Origin of the sequence: Staphylococcus lutrae (assembly GCF_002101335.1) — a bacterium.
GTDB classification, from domain to species: domain Bacteria; phylum Bacillota; class Bacilli; order Staphylococcales; family Staphylococcaceae; genus Staphylococcus; species Staphylococcus lutrae.
In genome coordinates, this window is the sequence record NZ_CP020773.1 from 500756 (window position 1) to 515908 (window position 15153).

Sequence of the window (15153 nt, forward strand, 5' to 3'; positions counted from 1 at the left end):
CCAGGCCTCCTAATTAGAATTAAACTTCTACACCCATGTCTTTAGCTTTAGCAATCACATCATCAATACCGCCCACTAAACGGAATGCGTCTTCCGGAATATGGTCGTACTTGCCTTCTAAAATCGCTTTAAAGTCTTGAACTGTTTGCTTAACTGGGACATAAGATCCTTTTTGTCCTGTAAACTGTTCTGCAACGTGGAAGTTTTGTGATAAGAAGAATTGAATACGACGCGCACGTTCAACGGTTTTCTTATCTTCTTCAGATAATTCGTCCATACCTAAGATGGCAATAATATCTTGTAATTCACGGTACTTTTGTAATGTTGACTGAACTTGACGCGCCACATCATAATGCTCTTGTCCTACAATCGTAGGCTCTAATGCACGTGATGTTGATGCTAATGGATCTACCGCTGGATAAATCCCCATTTCACTTAGTTTACGTTCCAAGTTTGTTGTTGCATCTAAGTGCGCAAATGCAGTAGCTGGTGCTGGGTCAGTATAGTCATCGGCAGGTACGAAAACAGCCTGAATCGACGTAACTGAACCTTTGTTTGTTGATGTAATACGTTCTTGTAATTGACCCATTTCAGTCGCAAGTGTTGGTTGATAACCTACGGCTGAAGGCATACGTCCTAATAGGGCAGATACCTCAGAACCTGCTTGTGTGAAGCGGAAAATATTATCGATGAACAACAATACATCTTGTCCTTGTTCGTCTCGGAAATATTCAGCCATTGTTAAACCTGAAAGTGCAACACGCATACGTGCGCCAGGTGGCTCGTTCATTTGTCCGAATACCATTGCTGTTTTAGCAATAACGCCACTGTCTTTCATTTCATAGTATAAGTCGTTACCTTCACGTGTCCGTTCACCGACACCGGCAAAAACTGAAATACCACCATGTTCTTGGGCAATATTATTGATTAATTCTTGGATTAATACCGTTTTACCGACACCGGCACCACCGAATAAACCAATTTTTCCACCTTTAATGTAAGGGGCTAATAAATCGACAACTTTAATCCCAGTTTCTAAAATTTCTACCTCTGTAGAAAGTTCATCAAATTGAGGCGCTTGTCGATGAATAGGGTCACGACGTACTGTTGCATCAATCGGTGCTTCCAAGTCAATATGTTCACCTAATACATTAAATACACGACCTAATGTTGCGTCACCTACAGGCACACTAATTGCTGCTCCCGTATCTGTTACTTCCGCACCACGTTGCACACCATCAGTAGAGTCCATAGCAATTGTACGTACAACATCGTCGCCTAGATGAAGTGCGACTTCTAAAGTTAAGCTCTCAGTTTCACCATCTCTTGGCACTTCAATTGTCAATGCGTTGTTAATATTTGGAATTTCATTATGTTCAAAGCGCACATCAATTACTGGCCCCATGACCTGAGTTACACGGCCTAATCCCATGTTTCTTCCTCCTTATAATAAAAATTATTCTAACGCTGCTGAACCACCAACAATTTCAGTGATTTGTTGGGTAATGGCTGCTTGTCGCGCTCTGTTATATTGTAATGATAAATCGTCAATCATTTCTGTTGCATTATCTGAGGCATTCTTCATCGCATTCATACGTGATGCGTGTTCACTCGCTTTTGCATCAAGAATTGTTCCATAAATCAAGCTTTCGATGTACTGAGGTAACAACACCTCTAATATCGCATCTTTATCCGGCTCAAATTCATATGATGACATGGCACCGTGACCTAAACTTGAATCCTCTGGAGATAATGGTAACAACTTTTTACTGCTCGGCTTGTTTTCGATTACACTCAAGTAATGGCTATAATAGATGTGTAATTCATCGATTTGTTCGTCGACGTATAAATCGACAGCTCGTTTGCCAATCGCTTGAACGGCTTTGAACGAAGGCTGATCTGGAATGTCAGTTAATGTGTTTTCGAGCTTATAACCTCTATTCCGCAAAAAAGTCGCACCGATTTGTCCTAATACAATTAATTTATATTCTTCGGGACTGTTATGTCGTTGTTCAATGTCACGAATCATTTTCTTTAATACATTTGCACTATACGCACCGGCTAGTCCACGATCACTAGTAATGATCATATAACCTACACGTTTGACCTGACGTTCATTAAGCATTGGGTGTGTTGCCGTTTTATTTGCACCTGCAATTGCTGTAATCGCATCTTTCATTTTCTCCATGTATGGGCGAAAAGTTAATGCATTTTTTTCGGCTTTGCGCAATTTAGAACTCGAAACCATGTTCATCGCATTGGTAATCTGCTTTGTCTTCTTGGTCGATTTAATACGAGAATCAATTTCTTTTAATGAAGCCACCATCTCACCACCTTATCTATTTTGATCGTCTGTTTTATTATGCTTCAGAAACTTTGAAGCCTTTCTTGAACTCATTAATCGCTGCTTCAAATTTCTCATCTGCAGGAAGTCCGCCTGTTTCACGAATTTCAGTGAAGATGTCATTCGCATTCACTTTTGTCCATTCAATGATTTCTGATTCGAAACGTGTAATATCTACAACTGGAATATCGTCTAAATAGCCACGTGTTAATGCATAAATAATCAATACTTGGTGTTCAACAGGAAGTGGTTTGTTTTGATCTTGTTTTAAAACTTCAACTGTACGTTTACCACGTTCAAGTTTGCTCGCCGTTGCTTCATCTAAATCTGATCCAAATTGTGCGAATGATTCAAGTTCACGGTAAGAAGCTAAGTCAAGACGTAACGTCCCCGCAACCTTTTTCATCGCTTTGATTTGTGCCGAACCTCCTACACGTGATACTGAAAGTCCCGCGTTGATTGCTGGTCGGATACCAGAGAAGAATAAATCAGATTGTAAGAAGATTTGTCCATCTGTGATTGAAATAACGTTTGTTGGCACGTAAGCTGAAATATCGCCTGCTTGTGTCTCAACAAATGGTAAAGCAGTAATAGAACCGCCACCTAAATCGTCATTCAACTTAGCCGCACGTTCTAACAAACGACTATGTAGATAGAATACATCACCTGGGTAAGCTTCACGGCCTGGTGGACGACGTAACAATAATGAGAGCTCACGGTACGCAGCCGCTTGCTTCGTTAAATCATCATATACGATTAAGACATGTTTACCATTGAACATGAACTCTTCAGCCATGGATACACCTGCATAAGGTGCAATGTAAAGCATAGGTGCTGGTTGCGCTGCTGATGCAGAAACAACAATTGTGTAATCCAACGCACCCGCTTGACGTAATTTTTCAACAGCAGAACGTACTGTCGATTCTTTTTGACCGATAGCAACATAGATACAAATCATATCTTGGTCTTTTTGATTCAAAATTGTATCGATAGCGACTGTTGTTTTACCTGTTTGACGGTCACCAATAATCAATTCACGTTGACCACGTCCAATAGGAACTAACGCATCGATGGCTTTAATCCCTGTTTGCAATGGTTCATCAACAGATTTACGCGCCATCACACCTGTTGCTTTTTTCTCGATAGGTCGCGTTTTTGTTGTGTTCAATGGGCCTTGGCCATCAATAGGTTGTCCTAAAGCATTCACAACACGACCGATAAGTTCTTCACCTACAGGGACTTCCATAATACGACCTGTACGTTTTACTTCATCGCCCTCTGTAATATCATCGTAAGGTCCTAAAATTACGACACCTACGTTTGTTTCTTCTAAGTTTTGTGCCAGTCCAAGTACACCGTTATGGAATTCTAATAATTCACCAGCCATAACGTCGTTCAATCCGTGAACTAATGCAATACCGTCACCAATTTGAATAACTGTACCTACATCCGTTACAGACATTTCTGACTCATAGTTTTCAATTTGTGAGCGAAGTAATGCACTAATTTCTTCAGCTTTTATGGCCATCTATGTCACTCCTCCATTTAATCTAATTAATGTGCTCTGTTAAATTTCTTAACGAGTTGATTTAAATCATTCTGTATACTGCCATCATACACTTTTGTTCCGATTTTCACGCGCACGCCACCGATAAGTGATTCGTTCACTGTAGCATGAATGATTAAATCTTTAAGTCCTGTACGTTTGATTAATGCTTCTTTCACTTGCATCACTTCTTCTTCATCCAATACAGAAGCTGATTCAAGATACGCATCTGCTAAACTTTGATCAGCATAATACTGCGCTTCAAATGCCTTAAAAATCTCAGGCAATAAATATAAATGGCGGTGTCCCGCAACAATTTTTAAAGTGTTCATTAAAAAAGGTTGTACACCTGAAAAAACATTTTCTACGATTTGGTGTCTCGCCGTCATCGTAATCTTTGGTTCGTAATCGATGCTTTTCAAATCGTTCATTTGACGCGCTACAGCAGCATTGATTTCAGTGAATTCTTCATATACTTCAGACAACACGTTTTGTGTCGAAACGACATCGTAAAGTGCTTGGGCATATTTTTGAGCAACGTTTGCCATTACTTATCCCCTACCTCTTTAACGTACTTTTCAACTAACGCTTTTTGATCTTGTTCAGAAATTTCTTTACGCAATACTTTTGATGCGATCAGTACTGAGAGTTCAGAAACTTGATTATTAATTTCTGCTAATGCACGTTCTTTTTCACTCTTAATTTCACTTTGTGCTGTTTCAAGCATACCGTTTGCACGTCTATTTGCTTCATGAATAATTTCTTCTTGTTGACGCATCGCTTGTAACTTCGCGTCTTCAAGAATTTTATGAACTTCATCTTGCGTTTCTTTTAGTTTTTGTCTATTTTCTTCTTCTAAACGTTGAGCATTCATTTTTGCACGTTCAGCATCATCAATATCTTGATTAATTGAACGCTCACGATCGTCCATGACTTTTTTTAGTGGGCCCCATGCAAACTTCTTAAGCAGTGCGAGTAAAATGAGGAAAGTTGCCATTGTTACAACGATATCTCCAATATTTACACCACTACCTGCTGCAAAGGTAAATAAATTAGCAGTCACTATGCTGTACACTCCTTTCAACCATTTCATCTATTCAAACAATAAAAACGAATGGCGAAAGCCTATCAACACTAGACCTCGCCGTGACAAATGTTTTTCGTATGTAAAAGATATGAAAAGAACAAATGTCTTGATTACGTCATAATTCCTTACCGAGTTAGGCGTATTAAATGAATAATACGATGAATGTAATAACGACGCCGATGATAGGAAGTGCCTCAACTAAACCAATACCAATAAACATGATTGACATTAATTGTGTACGTGCTTCTGGTTGACGTGCTACACCTTCAACTGTTCTAGAAACGATTAAACCATTACCAATACCTGCACCTAATGCTGATAAACCGATTGCGATTGCTGCTGCGATTAAATTCATTCTATAAATCCTCCTAATTATTGTTAATTTTTCGTTTTATTTTAATGGTCGTCAGCGACTTTATGTGACATATAAACCATTGTTAACATGATAAAAATATAAGCTTGGATTGAACCAACAAAAATTGAAAATCCTTGCCAAATGATAAGTCCAGGTATCCCGATTAGGAAACCGAAAGTAACATGAGTTGTCACTAATGCAAGTAAACCTAATAAAATCTCACCGGCATAGATATTACCGTATAAACGTAACCCTAATGTCAATGTCGATGCGAACTCTTCAAAGATATTAATAGGCAAAAGTGCGAGATACGGTTTTCCATAAGCCTTAAGGTATGATTTTGTACCACGGATTTTAACACCATAATAATGCGTTAAAAGAACCATCATCGTTGCTAAAGTCAATGTGACATGTGCATCTGCTGTTGGTGACTTCCACCATAGATATTCACCATTTACAAATTGTAAGGGAAGCCCTAGCATGTTAGCCACAAAAATAAAGAGTATTAATGTGACAGCTAAGAAGTGAAATTGTCCACCTTTTGACCACGCCATATTACTTTCGATGATGCCACGAACAAAGTCAAAAACCCATTCGATGAAGTTCTGTGCCCCTTTAGGTCTTTTCTGGAGATTGCGTGTACATAAGACTGCAATAACAAACACTATTACTGCTGTAATCAACAACATCATAATAGTAGATAAATTGAAATTAATATCTACTCCAAGAAATTTCCAAGTCACCACGGGATGTTTGTGATCCATTCTTGATTTCACCTCTTTTCAAAATAACATTCATTGTTACGCCTTTTTTAACCAAGGCCTAAAAACCATTAACACATATGAAACCATTAATCCTATCAGTACACCTAGAATATGGATGTGAGACTGATTAAATGCCCAAATGGTACATGCAATGATCGCAACTAAATAGCGCCAACCGTTACCTGTTGAAATCACATGTTCATCGTCACGTTTAGAACGCCATAAATAATATTCAAAAATGCATGTATTCATAATTGATGCAATCATTCCTATAATCAGTCCGAGTACTATTCGTTGCTGTACATCAAAAAAATAAAGGATTAACAGCCCTGCTAAAATCGTAGCGTAATATGATAAAAACGGCTGAAACATTTTGCGAAAACAATTCATATTGAGCCTCTTTTCTGCCTTAAGACACAATTTGAAAGCCGTTCCACACATACAACTTTCATAATAATATAGGGCGAAAAGTGTGTCAATTGCACAGTGAAAAGGGTTGTTTTTTGTCTTTAATACCGACACAATTTAGACACATTTAGCCCGACTTTATACTTTTTAACTTTTCACTTTAAAAGAATCTGGTTTATCTTGAATTAAACCAAAATAATATTTAATGTTTTCACAAATGCGTTCCGAGGCATGACCATCACCATAAGGGTTTTGCGCAACGCTCATTGCATTGTACAGCGATTCATCTGTTAACAACGTTTTTGTTGCTTCATATACATCTACTTCTGCTGTACCAACAAGACGCAATGTGCCTGCTGCAACCCCTTCAGGACGCTCCGTTGTATCTCTTAATACGAGCACAGGCTTACCAAGTGATGGCGCCTCTTCTTGAACGCCGCCAGAATCTGTCAAAATAAAATGTGCTTGATGTGCGAAATTGTGGAAATCCACCACTTCTAGCGGTTCAATTAATTCAATGCGTTCGTGATCACTTAAATGTTGATAGGCGATTTCACGTACTTTAGGATTTTTGTGCATTGGATAGACGATGACTGTATCTTCAAATTCTTCAACAATTCTTCTCACTGCCTTAAAAATATGGTGCATTGGCGTTCCAATATTTTCTCTTCGATGTGCAGTTAACAAGATAATGCGTTGTCCTTTATGACGTTGAATAATTTCAGAATGGTATTGAGGATCAACCGTCGTATGCATGGCATCAATTGCTGTATTACCCGTGATAACAACTTTCTCAGGCGCTTTATTTTCTTGTAACAAGTTTTTTTGCGCCTGTTCAGTTGGAGCAAAATGTAAATCAGCCATAATACCGGTCATTTGACGATTTATTTCTTCTGGAAAAGGAGAATACTTATTCCAAGTTCGTAACCCCGCTTCGACATGCCCAATACTAATCTCATTATAAAAAGCAGCAAGACTACCGGCAAAAGTCGTCGTTGTATCTCCGTGTACTAATATCATATCGGGTTGTGCCTGTTGGATGACATCCTCTAACCCTAAAATCACTCGCGAAGTGACTTCTGAGAGCGATTGGCCCTGCTTCATTACATTTAAATCATAATCTGGTTCAATACCAAATGTATCTAATACAGAATCTAACATTTCACGATGTTGTGCAGTGACAACAACAATAGGCTCGAGTAATGTCTCTTTTTTAAGTTGTAATACGAGCGGTGCCATTTTGATTGCCTCAGGCCTAGTACCAAAAATCGTCATAATCCTTTTCATCTCTATGCGCCCCTTGTATGAATTATTTTGTACCGAATAGACGGTCTCCCGCATCACCGAGACCTGGAGTGATATAGGCATTTTCATCTAATTTTTCATCTAATGCGGCAATAAAAATATCCACATCTTCATGTGCAGCTTGAAGTTTTTCAACCCCTTCAGGCGCAGCAATCAAACACATAAACCGAATATGCTTTGCACCTCTTTTTTTCAATGAGTTGATGGCTTCAATCGCTGATGCGCCTGTTGCTAACATAGGATCCACAACAATGATATCACGTTCCTCAATATCTTGTGGCAACTTGACAAAGTATTCAATGGCTTCGAGTGTTTCAGGGTCACGATATAAACCTACATGACCAATTCTCGCGGCAGGCACGAGGTTTAAAATACCTGTTGTCATACCTAAACCTGCACGTAAAATAGGAACAAATGCCAACTTTTTACCTGATAAACGCTTGGCAATCGCTTTTGTCACAGGTGTTTCAATTTCAACATCTTGTAATTCTAAATTACGTGTCACTTCATAAGCCATCAGCATACCTACTTCATCCACAAGCTCTCTAAAAGCTTTTGTACCAGTATTTACATCTCGAATATAGCTCAGCTTATGTTGAATTAAAGGGTGATCAAATACATGTACTTTACCCATAGTCTTGCCTCCGTTTGCTCTATATTGTTCTATTTATTAGTATAAAGGGTACTGTTCAGTCAATTTTTTCACACGTAATTTCGCATCTGCTAAAACTTTTTCATCTTCATGGTTTTTAAGTACATCACTAATAATGCGACCGACTTCTTCAAATGCTTGTTCATCAAATCCACGTGTTGTGGCTGCCGGTGTACCTAAACGTACGCCACTTGTCACAAACGGTTTTTCTTGATCAAATGGAATTGTATTTTTATTACATGTAATTCCAATTTCATCCAAAGTTTCTTCAGCAACTTTACCAGTAATACCCACTGATTTTTTTACGTCTACAGAAACAAGATGGTTATCTGTTCCACCTGAAACGATTCTGAATCCATTGTCTTGTAACGTTTTTGCAAGTACTTGTGCATTTTTAATCACTTGTTGCTGATACGTTTTAAATTCTGGTTGTAACGCTTCGCCAAACGCAACGGCTTTCGCAGCAATCACATGCTCAAGTGGACCACCTTGAATACCAGGGAAAATTGTTTTATCTATCTCTTTTTTGTATTCTTCTTTACATAAAATCATTCCTCCACGAGGACCCCGTAGCGTTTTATGTGTTGTCGTCGTTACAAAGTCTGCATAGTCAACTGGGTTTTGATGAAGTCCAGCTGCGACAAGCCCCGCAATGTGTGCCATATCGACCATCAATTTCGCACCGACTTCATCAGCGATTTCTTTAAACTTTTTAAAATCGATTTCACGAGAGTATGCTGATGCACCTGCAACAATCAATTTAGGCTTATGCTTTTGCGCAAGCTGACGCACTTCTTCATAATCAATGCGCTCTTCTTCTTTTGATACACCGTATTCGACAAAGTTATAAAACTTGCCGCTAAAGTTGACAGGTGCCCCATGTGTCAAATGGCCACCATGACTTAAATTCATACCTAAAACCGTATCCCCATGCTCAAGTGCAACAAGATAAACGGCCATGTTGGCTTGTGAACCTGAATGTGGTTGAACGTTAACATGCTCGGCATTAAAAAGTGCTTTCGCTCTATCGATGGCAAGTTGTTCTGTTTGGTCTACAAATTTACATCCACCGTAGTAACGTCGCCCAGGGTAACCTTCTGCATATTTGTTTGTCATGACAGAACCTTGTGCTTCCATAACTGCTTCCGAAACAAAATTTTCTGATGCGATTAATTCAATGTTATTATTTTGGCGATGAAATTCCTGCTGGATACTTTCAAATACAGACTGATCTTGCTTTGCAAGAAATGACATAGGCAATTCCCTCTTTTCTATTAAAGTTGATATTTAGCACGTTCGCCACCGATTTTTTTAGGTCGAGATGTCGCAACAGTTACAATTGCTTGGCCAATTTGTTTCACTGTCGTGCGCACAGGAACCGCGACGTGTTTGATGTGCATACCAATCAATGTTTGACCGATATCGATTCCTTTATCTGCTTGAATATGTTCAATGACCATGGGTTGCGTCATATGACGATATGCATATGTAGATAAGGATCCCCCTGCATGCACGTCTGGAACGACTGACACTTCAGTCATGAGATAAGGGTCAAAGTCTTTGCGTTCAATTGTAATAGCACGGTTAATATGCTCACAACCTTGAAATGCAAACGAAACACCTGTCTCCTGTTGCAATTGTACAAGTGCTTCGAATATGACTTGGGCAACCGCCATTGACCCAGTCGTTCCTATTTGTTCTCCTTGAACTTCTGAAGTCGAACATCCTATGACACATATCTCTCCCGGCAAAAAAAACGATTGCGCTTTAAGTTCTTTTAATAATTGATTTAATTCTTGCATATGGTTAACCCCCTTGACATACGCATGCATCAGAAAACAAAATTCAAAGAACTACGAAACATGCTATACGTCCTTTATTATAACGCATTTTTTCATGAACTTATACTGATTATACAATTATTCAATGACTAATTTTTCCTTAAGTTTTTCAATCAACCGGCTCAACTGATCAAATACTTTTTCATACGTTTCAAACCCACTTCCATATGGATCCACTACGGTCCCCGTTTCATTGACGTACTGATTTAATGTATGCACATTAACCTTTGTGCCATACATGGCTTGAATCATTTGTTGGTGCGCCGACGTCATTGTTAAAATCAAATCTGCCGTAGCATCCCTTTCATCAAAGAGGCGCGCTGTATCCGGTCCTGAAAGTTGATGGCGGTCTAATAATTCACGACTATGTGTTGAAATCGGTTGTCCTGTTTGTGCCATCAGTCCTTTAGATTGAATATCAAAATCTGGCATTAAACGGTGTGCAATCCCTTCAGCTAGCGGGCTTCGACAAGTGTTCCCTGTACAGACAAAAATAATCCTCATAGCGCCTCATCCTTTACAATTTGTTGGTTGACCGCTTTGAGCATTCGATTTCTTAAAGCTTCGGTATCATGATGCTCTTCAAAACCATAAATATATGCCATTTCTATTTGCTCTAAATAATCAAGATCGTGCAGCACCGCATACAAGTTGTAATTCGCACCTTGAATGTCTGTCTCGCTCTGACTGATGATAATCACTTGTGCCTCTTTCGGTAGCAATGAGACTTTAGTTTCCGGTACGATGAACGCAATTTTAGACCAATCTTCATGTGCATCACGACGTACGGGACCATTTAATTGTTGCACCATTTTAAGTGGTGTTGACGGTGCATAATGTTGATATTTCATTCCGGGCGCGATGGGTTTTTCATCATTAACCTGGTGATATGATTCTACTGATTGTGGTAAAATTTCGTTCAGCATTTGTCGCGTAATCGTTCCTGGACGTGCAATACGAAATGGAAACGATGTACAGTCGACCACAGTACTTTCTAAGCCCGCATCACTTTGCGTCGATTGTATGATGCCGTCGACCCGTTGATTTAAATCTTGAAACGCATGCTCAAAAGTGGTTGGAGATGGGCGGCCGCTTAAGTTTGCACTTGGAGCGGCAATTGGAAGATTGACTGCTTGTAACAATGCAAGTGCCACCGGATGACTCGGCATACGCACTGCAACTGAATTCAAATCTCCAGTCACGCGTTTGCTCAATCCCCCTTTTTTTAGAGGCAAAATAAATGTGATTGGTCCTGGCCAAAAAGCCTCCATTAATTTTTGTGTAGATTCTGAAATCTCTTCAACAAAATCTTTTAATTGCTCCGTATCATGGATATGCACAATCAACGGATTATCAGAAGGACGTCCTTTTGCTTCGTATATTTTATTTATCGCTGTATCATCTGTTGCATTTCCACCTAAACCATAGACCGTTTCTGTTGGAAACACAACCACGCCACCCTCTTGAAACGTTTGAATGATTTCAGCCAATTTCGGATATTCTGCTAAACGTGTTGTATATGCGCGAACATCCCAAATTTGTGTATTTCGCATGACATCCACCTCTCCTTCTCTTTTATTTTACTACAAAGTGAAAAATGGGTGTATGACTTGAGTCATCAGAGTAACACTTTGACCTCGTCTTACACCCATTATGGATTGATTTGCAATCACTTGCATTAAAGTAATTTTCTTACAATGTTAAGCCATCGTCTAACCTGTTCTTCCGATCATACTTTAATAAGTAGCCTTACGACGATGACGTCCAATTAAAATAAAACATACGTGCGTTACCGTTAATATCCTCCAAAACTTCTGTCGCAATGTGTGGATACCATGAGGCCATTAATGTCGTCAACGCCTTTCCTTGTTGAAAACCAATTTCAAAAACAACCGGTGCCCCTTCACGCATCACTTTAGGTAAATCTCGCAAAATCGACTCATAAACTTGAAAACCTTCATTGTCAGCAAACAACGCAACATGTGGTTCATGGGCAATGACATGTGCATCCATCCATTCACGTTCATTCACGCCAATATATGGCGGATTGGAAATCAAACCATCTAAGCGAATGGCATTGTTTATCAGCGGTTGCAAAGCATCACCTTCATAAAAAGTGATGTGCTGCTGGTGTGCGCGAGCGTTGTCCCGTGCCACTTCTAAAGCCTCAGCAGAGATATCCGTCGCAATGACTTCAAGCGCCTCATTTTCTGCTTTTAAAGTTACAGCAATGGCACCACTTCCTACACCAATGTCAGCCACTGTCCCAGGTTGCTTCATTTTGCTCAAGAAATATTGTACGACCTCTTCAGTTTCTGGACGCGGGATTAATACATCGGGGGTTACTTTAAATTGACGACCGTAAAACGCCGCTTGTCCCACAACGTATTGTACGGGTCTACCCGATAACAGTTGTAGCAATCGTTCATCAAGCAATCGCATCGTCTTCTCTGGAATCGAATCCATTTCATGCATGACTGCTTGCGCACTTGACCACTGAAGTGTATCCATGATCAACCATTTCACAGAGGTTGCCTCATACCCCTTCCATTGCATCTGTTGTTCTGCTTGTTGCCGCCACGTCTTATAATCCACCAGTATTAAGCTCTTTCAATTTTTCAGTTTGTTCATGCATCGTCAAAGCATCAACGATTTCATCCAACTTCCCTTCCATAATTTGGTCGAGTTTTTGTAATGTTAAACCAATTCGGTGGTCTGTAACACGACTTTGTGGATAGTTATAAGTACGAATCCGTTCTGAACGATCTCCAGTCCCAACTGCCGACTTACGTTGCGCGGCATATTTTTGTAATTCTTCTTGCAATTTCATATCATAAAGTCGCGCTTTCAATACTTTCATTGCTTTTTCACGGTTCTGAATTTGTGATTTTTCAGATGATGTTGCAATCACCCCTGTAGGGATGTGTGTAATCCTTACAGCTGAGTCTGTCGTATTGACATGCTGACCCCCAGCACCACTTGATCGATATGTATCGATTTTCAAGTCTTCATTCCTAATTTCAATTTCTACATCTTCTACTTCAGGTAATACCGCCACTGTTGCAGTGGAAGTGTGAATACGTCCTCCCGATTCAGTTTCAGGTACACGTTGCACACGATGCGCACCATTTTCAAACTTCAATTTACTATAGGCCCCATCACCTGAAATCGAAAAACTGATTTCCTTATAGCCACCATGATCGCTTTCAGTCGCTTCAACAACTTCAAGTTTAAATTGATGAGACTCTGCAAATTTAGCATACATACGGAACAAATCACCCGCAAAAATAGCAGCCTCATCGCCACCTGCTGCACCACGAATTTCAACGATAACGTCTTTCTCATCATTAGGATCTTTAGGAATTAATAAAAGTTTGAGCTTTTCTTCAAGTTCAGGAATTTCTGTTTTTAGCGTTGAAGCTTCCTCTTTTAACATTTCAACCTCATCCGCATCATTTGTTTCTGATAGCATGAGTTCGATTTCCTCAACATCCTCTTTTACTTGTTTATAATGTCTGTAAACTTCTACAGTTTTTTGTAGTTCCGATTGTTCTTTGGAATATTTTCTAAGCAAATCAGAATCGCTGACGACTTCTGGATCACTCAACAATTCATTCAACTGTTCATAACGCTCTTCAACAATGTCTAACTGATCAAACATTATTCTAACGCCTCCTTTTTATTTTCACTTGGTGCAACAACGTGATGTGCCCGACAACGGGGTTCATAGCGTTCGTCTGCACCTACCAAGATAATGGGATCGTCTACTTTAGCCGGTTTACCATCAATAAGACGCTGTGTCCGACTTGATGAAGCCCCACACACTGCGCATACGGCTTGTAACTTTGTAATATGTTCACTCACTGCGAGCATTTCAGGAACAGGGTGAAAAGGTTCGCCTTTAAAATCCATATCAAGTCCAGCAGTAATCACACGATAACCTTTTTCAGCAAGCATTTCAGCAACGTGTACAATTTCTTGATCAAAAAATTGAATTTCGTCTATTCCGATAATGTCAACGCCTGTCAAATCATGCTGCCATATTTCACTCGCTTTTGAAATATTAATCGCTTCTATTTCATTACCATTGTGAGATACAACTTTCTCTTTGTGGTAGCGATCGTCAATAACCGGCTTAAATACAACCACTTTTTGTTTAGCAAAAACGCCTCGACGCAAACGTCTAATCAGTTCTTCTGATTTACCGCTAAACATACTTCCAGTAATGCATTCTATCCAACCTGAATGATACGCTTCATACATGACTCTTTCCACCTTTTTTCAAATCAAAATCACTTCATTATATCATAAAATAGAAGGGTTCGTTGATGTTATCCACATGTCCATGAAAGTCTATATTTTTAGAACATATTGATGAATTGTACTTAATTTAAAACATTGACTTAACCGGATGCAATCCCTTCATTTACACACATATGGATAACACTTTTTAATAATTTGCGCAAAAAAATAAGTGGATGTCTCACCACCCACTTGAATCGGTTTTTTAATTATTTGATTTAAGACCAAATTTTTTGTTGAAACGTTCAACACGCCCATCTGCCGCAGCAAATTTTTGACGTCCTGTATAGAATGGATGTGAGTCAGATGAGATATCTAAACGAATAACTGGGTACTCATTACCATCTTCCCATTTCATTGTTTCATTAGAAAATTTAGTTGAACCGCTTAAAAATTTGTAATCAGTTGTTGTATCTAAAAAGATCACTTTACGGTATTCCGGATGAATGCCTTGTTTCATCATTTTCAGCTCCTTTGCCCTGAACCATCTGGAACAGAGTTATTTGTGAGTTTTTACCCAATACTTAAACATTATAGCGGGCATAACGT

Annotated in this window: 18 protein-coding genes; all 18 read right to left on the reverse strand. The window is 39.3% G+C overall.

Annotation, left to right across the window (positions count from 1 at the left end):
- Positions 1–19: 19 nt before the first annotated feature.
- The 18 genes from atpD to B5P37_RS02610 all read right to left on the reverse strand — a co-directional run bounded on the left by atpD (position 20) and on the right by B5P37_RS02610 (position 15064).
- Positions 20–1432 carry a F0F1 ATP synthase subunit beta gene (gene atpD / locus B5P37_RS02525; RefSeq protein ID WP_085236760.1) on the reverse strand — a complete coding sequence of 471 codons (1413 nt, stop codon included), beginning with the start codon at positions 1430–1432 and terminating at the stop codon, positions 20–22.
- A 24-nt stretch (positions 1433–1456) separates the two neighbouring features.
- Positions 1457–2323, reverse strand: a complete 867-nt coding sequence (gene atpG / locus B5P37_RS02530; protein ID WP_085238403.1) for an ATP synthase F1 subunit gamma — start codon at positions 2321–2323, stop codon at positions 1457–1459.
- A 37-nt stretch (positions 2324–2360) separates the two neighbouring features.
- Entirely contained in the window at positions 2361–3872 is a 1512-nt protein-coding gene (gene atpA, locus B5P37_RS02535) for a F0F1 ATP synthase subunit alpha (protein WP_085236761.1), read from the reverse strand.
- A 26-nt stretch (positions 3873–3898) separates the two neighbouring features.
- Positions 3899–4438, reverse strand: a complete 540-nt coding sequence (locus tag B5P37_RS02540; protein WP_085236762.1) for a F0F1 ATP synthase subunit delta — start codon at positions 4436–4438, stop codon at positions 3899–3901.
- Positions 4438–4953 (reverse strand): F0F1 ATP synthase subunit B, encoded by a 516-nt coding sequence (locus B5P37_RS02545; protein ID WP_085236763.1) that lies wholly within the window; start codon positions 4951–4953, stop codon positions 4438–4440. The genes B5P37_RS02540 and B5P37_RS02545 overlap by 1 nt, the downstream gene beginning before the upstream one ends.
- Before the next feature lie 166 nt (positions 4954–5119).
- Positions 5120–5332 (reverse strand): F0F1 ATP synthase subunit C, encoded by a 213-nt coding sequence (atpE, locus tag B5P37_RS02550; RefSeq protein ID WP_014613343.1) that lies wholly within the window; start codon positions 5330–5332, stop codon positions 5120–5122.
- Positions 5333–5373: 41 nt separating this feature from the next.
- Entirely contained in the window at positions 5374–6096 is a 723-nt protein-coding gene (atpB, locus tag B5P37_RS02555; protein ID WP_085236764.1) for a F0F1 ATP synthase subunit A, read from the reverse strand.
- 36 nt (positions 6097–6132) lie between these two features.
- Positions 6133–6486, reverse strand: coding sequence for an ATP synthase subunit I (locus B5P37_RS02560; protein ID WP_085236765.1), 354 nt, complete (start codon positions 6484–6486; stop codon positions 6133–6135).
- Between the two features lie 165 nt (positions 6487–6651).
- Positions 6652–7791 (reverse strand): non-hydrolyzing UDP-N-acetylglucosamine 2-epimerase, encoded by a 1140-nt coding sequence (gene wecB / locus B5P37_RS02565; RefSeq protein WP_085236766.1) that lies wholly within the window; start codon positions 7789–7791, stop codon positions 6652–6654.
- Between the two features lie 22 nt (positions 7792–7813).
- Positions 7814–8443: a uracil phosphoribosyltransferase gene (gene upp, locus B5P37_RS02570; protein WP_085236767.1), complete on the reverse strand. Its 630-nt coding sequence runs from the start codon at positions 8441–8443 to the stop codon at positions 7814–7816.
- 36 nt (positions 8444–8479) lie between these two features.
- On the reverse strand, positions 8480–9715 hold the full coding sequence (locus tag B5P37_RS02575) for a serine hydroxymethyltransferase (protein WP_085236768.1): 1236 nt from the start codon (positions 9713–9715) through the stop codon (positions 8480–8482).
- A 20-nt stretch (positions 9716–9735) separates the two neighbouring features.
- Complete coding sequence (locus tag B5P37_RS02580; protein WP_085236769.1) at positions 9736–10263, reverse strand: TIGR01440 family protein; 528 nt, start codon at positions 10261–10263, stop codon at positions 9736–9738.
- A 117-nt stretch (positions 10264–10380) separates the two neighbouring features.
- Complete coding sequence (locus B5P37_RS02585) at positions 10381–10806, reverse strand: low molecular weight protein arginine phosphatase (RefSeq protein ID WP_085236770.1); 426 nt, start codon at positions 10804–10806, stop codon at positions 10381–10383.
- Positions 10803–11855 (reverse strand): L-threonylcarbamoyladenylate synthase, encoded by a 1053-nt coding sequence (locus tag B5P37_RS02590; RefSeq protein WP_085236771.1) that lies wholly within the window; start codon positions 11853–11855, stop codon positions 10803–10805. The genes B5P37_RS02585 and B5P37_RS02590 overlap by 4 nt, the downstream gene beginning before the upstream one ends.
- Before the next feature lie 196 nt (positions 11856–12051).
- Positions 12052–12897 carry a peptide chain release factor N(5)-glutamine methyltransferase gene (gene prmC / locus B5P37_RS02595; protein WP_085236772.1) on the reverse strand — a complete coding sequence of 282 codons (846 nt, stop codon included), beginning with the start codon at positions 12895–12897 and terminating at the stop codon, positions 12052–12054.
- Positions 12887–13963, reverse strand: coding sequence for a peptide chain release factor 1 (gene prfA, locus B5P37_RS02600; protein WP_085236773.1), 1077 nt, complete (start codon positions 13961–13963; stop codon positions 12887–12889). Before prfA ends, prmC begins: the two co-directional genes overlap by 11 nt.
- Positions 13963–14565, reverse strand: coding sequence for a thymidine kinase (locus B5P37_RS02605; RefSeq protein WP_085236774.1), 603 nt, complete (start codon positions 14563–14565; stop codon positions 13963–13965). Before B5P37_RS02605 ends, prfA begins: the two co-directional genes overlap by 1 nt.
- Positions 14566–14809: 244 nt before the next feature.
- The gene (locus tag B5P37_RS02610) at positions 14810–15064 is read right to left on the reverse strand and encodes a type B 50S ribosomal protein L31 (protein WP_016426439.1); all 255 of its coding nucleotides are present in this window, start codon (positions 15062–15064) and stop codon (positions 14810–14812) included.
- Between the last annotated feature and the right edge of the window lie 89 nt (positions 15065–15153).

What these genes read in the sequence shown, in the direction of transcription:
- B5P37_RS02590 (WP_085236771.1), bottom strand. Translation starts at nt 11,855, where the DNA reads ATGCGAAATACACAAATTTGGGATGTTCGCGCATATACAACACGTTTA.
- B5P37_RS02580 (WP_085236769.1), bottom strand. Translation starts at nt 10,263, where the DNA reads ATGCAAGAATTAAATCAATTATTAAAAGAACTTAAAGCGCAATCGTTT.
- B5P37_RS02605 (WP_085236774.1), bottom strand. Translation starts at nt 14,565, where the DNA reads ATGTATGAAGCGTATCATTCAGGTTGGATAGAATGCATTACTGGAAGT.
- wecB (WP_085236766.1), bottom strand. Translation starts at nt 7,791, where the DNA reads ATGAAAAGGATTATGACGATTTTTGGTACTAGGCCTGAGGCAATCAAA.
- atpE (WP_014613343.1), bottom strand. Translation starts at nt 5,332, where the DNA reads ATGAATTTAATCGCAGCAGCAATCGCAATCGGTTTATCAGCATTAGGT.
- B5P37_RS02585 (WP_085236770.1), bottom strand. Translation starts at nt 10,806, where the DNA reads ATGAGGATTATTTTTGTCTGTACAGGGAACACTTGTCGAAGCCCGCTA.
- B5P37_RS02540 (WP_085236762.1), bottom strand. Translation starts at nt 4,438, where the DNA reads ATGGCAAACGTTGCTCAAAAATATGCCCAAGCACTTTACGATGTCGTT.
- prfA (WP_085236773.1), bottom strand. Translation starts at nt 13,963, where the DNA reads ATGTTTGATCAGTTAGACATTGTTGAAGAGCGTTATGAACAGTTGAAT.
- upp (WP_085236767.1), bottom strand. Translation starts at nt 8,443, where the DNA reads ATGGGTAAAGTACATGTATTTGATCACCCTTTAATTCAACATAAGCTG.
- atpB (WP_085236764.1), bottom strand. Translation starts at nt 6,096, where the DNA reads ATGGATCACAAACATCCCGTGGTGACTTGGAAATTTCTTGGAGTAGAT.
- atpA (WP_085236761.1), bottom strand. Translation starts at nt 3,872, where the DNA reads ATGGCCATAAAAGCTGAAGAAATTAGTGCATTACTTCGCTCACAAATT.
- B5P37_RS02610 (WP_016426439.1), bottom strand. Translation starts at nt 15,064, where the DNA reads ATGAAACAAGGCATTCATCCGGAATACCGTAAAGTGATCTTTTTAGAT.
- B5P37_RS02575 (WP_085236768.1), bottom strand. Translation starts at nt 9,715, where the DNA reads ATGTCATTTCTTGCAAAGCAAGATCAGTCTGTATTTGAAAGTATCCAG.
- atpD (WP_085236760.1), bottom strand. Translation starts at nt 1,432, where the DNA reads ATGGGATTAGGCCGTGTAACTCAGGTCATGGGGCCAGTAATTGATGTG.
- B5P37_RS02560 (WP_085236765.1), bottom strand. Translation starts at nt 6,486, where the DNA reads ATGAATTGTTTTCGCAAAATGTTTCAGCCGTTTTTATCATATTACGCT.